The sequence below is a fragment of the Caloramator sp. CAR-1 genome (assembly GCF_030546345.1).
GTDB lineage: Bacteria > Bacillota > Clostridia > Clostridiales > Caloramatoraceae > Caloramator > Caloramator australicus.
Genome location: NZ_JAUONW010000017.1, coordinates 1 through 3,193, shown reverse-complemented (window position 1 = coordinate 3,193; position 3,193 = coordinate 1). Strand labels below are relative to the sequence as shown.

The following is a 3,193-nucleotide window of genomic DNA, read 5'->3' as shown; positions in this document are numbered from 1 at the left end:
CTAAGACACCTTGGATTGCTCCTTGGCATCTCCGCTCGACTTGCATGTGTTAGGCACGCCGCCAGCGTTCGTCCTGAGCCAGGATCAAACTCTTATGTTTAAATCCTTAGCTTCCTCTAAAATTACTGCTGGTCGCTTCGCCACTGTTCAGTTTTCAAAGGTCAATCAGCGTTTCTTATCTTATCACGCTTTTTACTCTTTGTCAATATCTTTTTTTCTTTTTTTCTCGCCGCCCTCGCGACGACTTTTATATATATCATGTATGCTTGTATTATACTTTTATATAATCAAAGTTTATTTAAAATTATATTAACTATTCTTCGTTTTTCTAATCATTTCTCCTGTTTTCTATTACTGATACACTAGGTTAGGTTGATGATGTATCTTAATCTTTAGCTGAATAATCTTATTTTATTTTATTCCATTAATATTTCTGCTTTTGCTTTAACATCTACTTTTGAAACTTTAATATTATATGACACCTTAGCATTAAATCCAACAATCTTAATATAACTAATTCCCTTAGGCAATCTAAATTCAGAAGTTCTTACTTCTTTTGTTGAAAATATACCCTTTTTATTTTTCTCTGTAAATTCTGATATAGTTTTTATTTCTCCGTTTGGTAAAACTAAAACGATTTTAAAGTTTCCTCCATTAAAGCTTAACTTAGTGTCAATTCTTATATCCCCATACTCATAGGCATTTATCTTGCATATTGTTTTAATTCCATTAAATTTTGAAAAACGTTCGTAATATCCCTTAAATGAAACATGAAAAAATGCTATGTTGTTGTTTTCTATATTTGCAATTTGTGAATTATCATAATACATTTTTTCGAAGAACATATATTTTTGATTTGAATCTTTATAAGCAATTAAAGAAATTATAATTAAAAAAGAAAGTATACCCAAAGCAGCCATAAAAAGCTTTTTAGTAAAGTTATAATTTAATAGATGCATATTAACACCATCCCATAAGTTACAATAGCTAATTTAATTTTATATCTAAATCACTCTATTGTAAATTGATTCCAAAAATTTAATTAGAACTTTCTATTTATCAAAATTACTTCTTATATCCTCAATTATTTCTTTTATAATCTCTCTTATAGCTAAATTCCGCGTGCCTGGGATAAATATACCATGTTTTTGCAGCGGAATTATGTATTTAATACAGTCTAGGTTAAATATAACTTTTGAAATATTTTCAGTAATTTCTCCACCTATACCTCCACCTATTAGAATTCCTATCGGTCCTACTATAGCATCTATCTTGTTTTTAGTGAGAAAATCCACTATTTTCATCTCTCCAGTAAAGCCTTCATCAGCACCGTTTTTTAACATATTTAAGGTTGCGATTTCGTTTGTCCCTAAAGCAAAAATATACACATTATCTTTAAAGGCTCTTTTGCATTCCTTTATGAAGGTTTTCCCAAGACCTGCTCCTTGGCCATCAATGACAGCTATTTTCAAGCTTTTTCCTCCCCATCATTTAATTTTCTTCTCTAATATATTAATCTGTTATGTTCAATATGTTTTGAAACTTAAGTTTCTAAGTGGATTATACTACATATAATAAAAGTCAGCAATCTTAGTGATTGCTGACTATCTTTTTTCTCTTAAAACCAAATAATTCTAGTTCCTTAGGCTCCTTCCCCGATATTAAATCCCTAATCAGTTTAGCACCTATCAATGAATAAAGTATGCCATTTGATCCATATCCTAAACAAAAATAGCAGTTAGGCATTCCTGGTAGTTCCCCAATATAGGGTAAACCATCACCAGTTATTCCAAATATGCCATTAAACTTATATTCTATTTCTATATCCTTTATTTCTGGGAACATATTCTTAAGTTTACTAAATAACTTTTTATATTTTTCCTCTGCCACCCTTTCATCCTTAAGATCAGCCATCTTGCTATGCTCACCGCCAATTTCTATATCTTCTCCACCCATCATAATTCTATTATCTTTAGTTGTTCTAAAATATGTATAATAATCTTCTGTATCCCTTATTATACATCTTTCAAACCATCCGTTAAATTCTTTAATGGGTTTTGTAACAAGTGTAAAGCTTCTTGTCAACTTAACTCTATAGGGTTTAGGTAAGTATTTTCTCCCTTCGTATCCAGCTGAAATTATGACTTTTTTTGTTGTAATAGTAAAACCGTTAGATGTTGTTAGAATAACCTCATTGCCTTTAAATTCTATTTTACTAATATAAGTATTTTCATAAACCTTTATACCGCGATTAAAAGCCTTTCTAATAAGATAATGTGTAAATAGGTAAGGATTTATCTCACCAGAGCCTTCATCTGACAATATGCCTAATTCCATTGGAAAGGAGAACATATCTTTAGCCCGTTGTTTATCAACAAGTTCAACCTTAAATCCATTATTTTTTCTGAGTTCATATTCTTTAGTAAGTAGCTTTATGTCTTTATTTTTATCAGTATACAAAAGACTCTTTCTAAAGTTAAATTCACAGTCATTATCAAGTTCCTTGATTATTTGCCCTATTTCATAAACTGCATTGCTACACATTTTAAATACCTTTACAGCATTTTCTTCACCAAGGACATTACTAAGACCTATCAAATTAGTGTCTACTTCATATTGAAGTATAGATGTAGACGCCCTAGTGCTGAAATAGCCTATTATATTTCCTTCAATAAGCAAAACATCGTGACCAGATGATGACAGATAATAGGCACATAGGGCACCACTAACCCCTCCACCAATTATAACTACATCTGATTTTACGTTCCTATCTAAATATTCATATTTAAAAGGAATTCCATCTTTACTCCAAAAAAGTTCTCCTGATATAAGTTTCATAAACTCACCTCAAAAAATAGCTTTAACCAAAATAATTTTTTTATACAATAAATCTTAAACTTAAGTGCCAGAGTGCCGGGCGCACATAAAAAAGCCTCAACCATTTCGGTTGAGGCTTTAAATTTACCCGGCAGTCACCTACTCTCCCAGGCCGTCTCCAGCCTAGTACCATCGGCGTAGGTAGGCTTAACCTTCGTGTTCGGAATGGGAACGGGTGTTTCCCTACCTCTATCACCACCGGATTAAACTGCACAATAAGATCAAGCCCTCGACCTATTAGTACCAGTCAGCTAAACGCCTTACGACGCTTACACCTCTGGCCTATCTACCTGGTAGTCTTCCAGGGGTCTTACCG

General features: G+C 32.3%; 3 protein-coding genes and 3 rRNA genes. All 6 read right to left on the bottom strand.

Translation table 11 applies throughout. The features are described 5' to 3' along the window. Positions 1–100: ribosomal RNA gene (locus tag Q3V94_RS05985) — 16S ribosomal RNA — on the bottom strand; the annotation flags it as partial. Positions 101–416: 316 nt separating this feature from the next. Beyond that, a complete protein-coding gene (locus tag Q3V94_RS05980) occupies positions 417–959 on the bottom strand; it encodes a hypothetical protein (protein WP_303525972.1) in 543 nt (180 codons plus the stop codon). Positions 960–1,052: 93 nt separating this feature from the next. Continuing rightward, the gene (locus tag Q3V94_RS05975) at positions 1,053–1,472 is read right to left on the bottom strand and encodes a DUF3842 family protein (protein ID WP_274766871.1); all 420 of its coding nucleotides are present in this window, start codon (positions 1,470–1,472) and stop codon (positions 1,053–1,055) included. 118 nt (positions 1,473–1,590) lie between these two features. Next, positions 1,591–2,838: an FAD-binding oxidoreductase gene (locus Q3V94_RS05970; protein WP_303525970.1), complete on the bottom strand. Its 1,248-nt coding sequence runs from the start codon at positions 2,836–2,838 to the stop codon at positions 1,591–1,593. 125 nt (positions 2,839–2,963) lie between these two features. After that, positions 2,964–3,080: ribosomal RNA gene (gene rrf, locus Q3V94_RS05965) — 5S ribosomal RNA — on the bottom strand. A 14-nt stretch (positions 3,081–3,094) separates the two neighbouring features. Next, positions 3,095–3,193, bottom strand: a 23S ribosomal RNA gene (locus Q3V94_RS05960); the annotation flags it as partial.

Excerpts from the sequence above, each read along its gene's own strand:
- Q3V94_RS05980 (WP_303525972.1), bottom strand. The coding sequence starts at position 959 with ATGCATCTATTAAATTATAACTTTACTAAAAAGCTTTTTATGGCTGCT.
- Q3V94_RS05970 (WP_303525970.1), bottom strand. The coding sequence starts at position 2,838 with ATGAAACTTATATCAGGAGAACTTTTTTGGAGTAAAGATGGAATTCCT.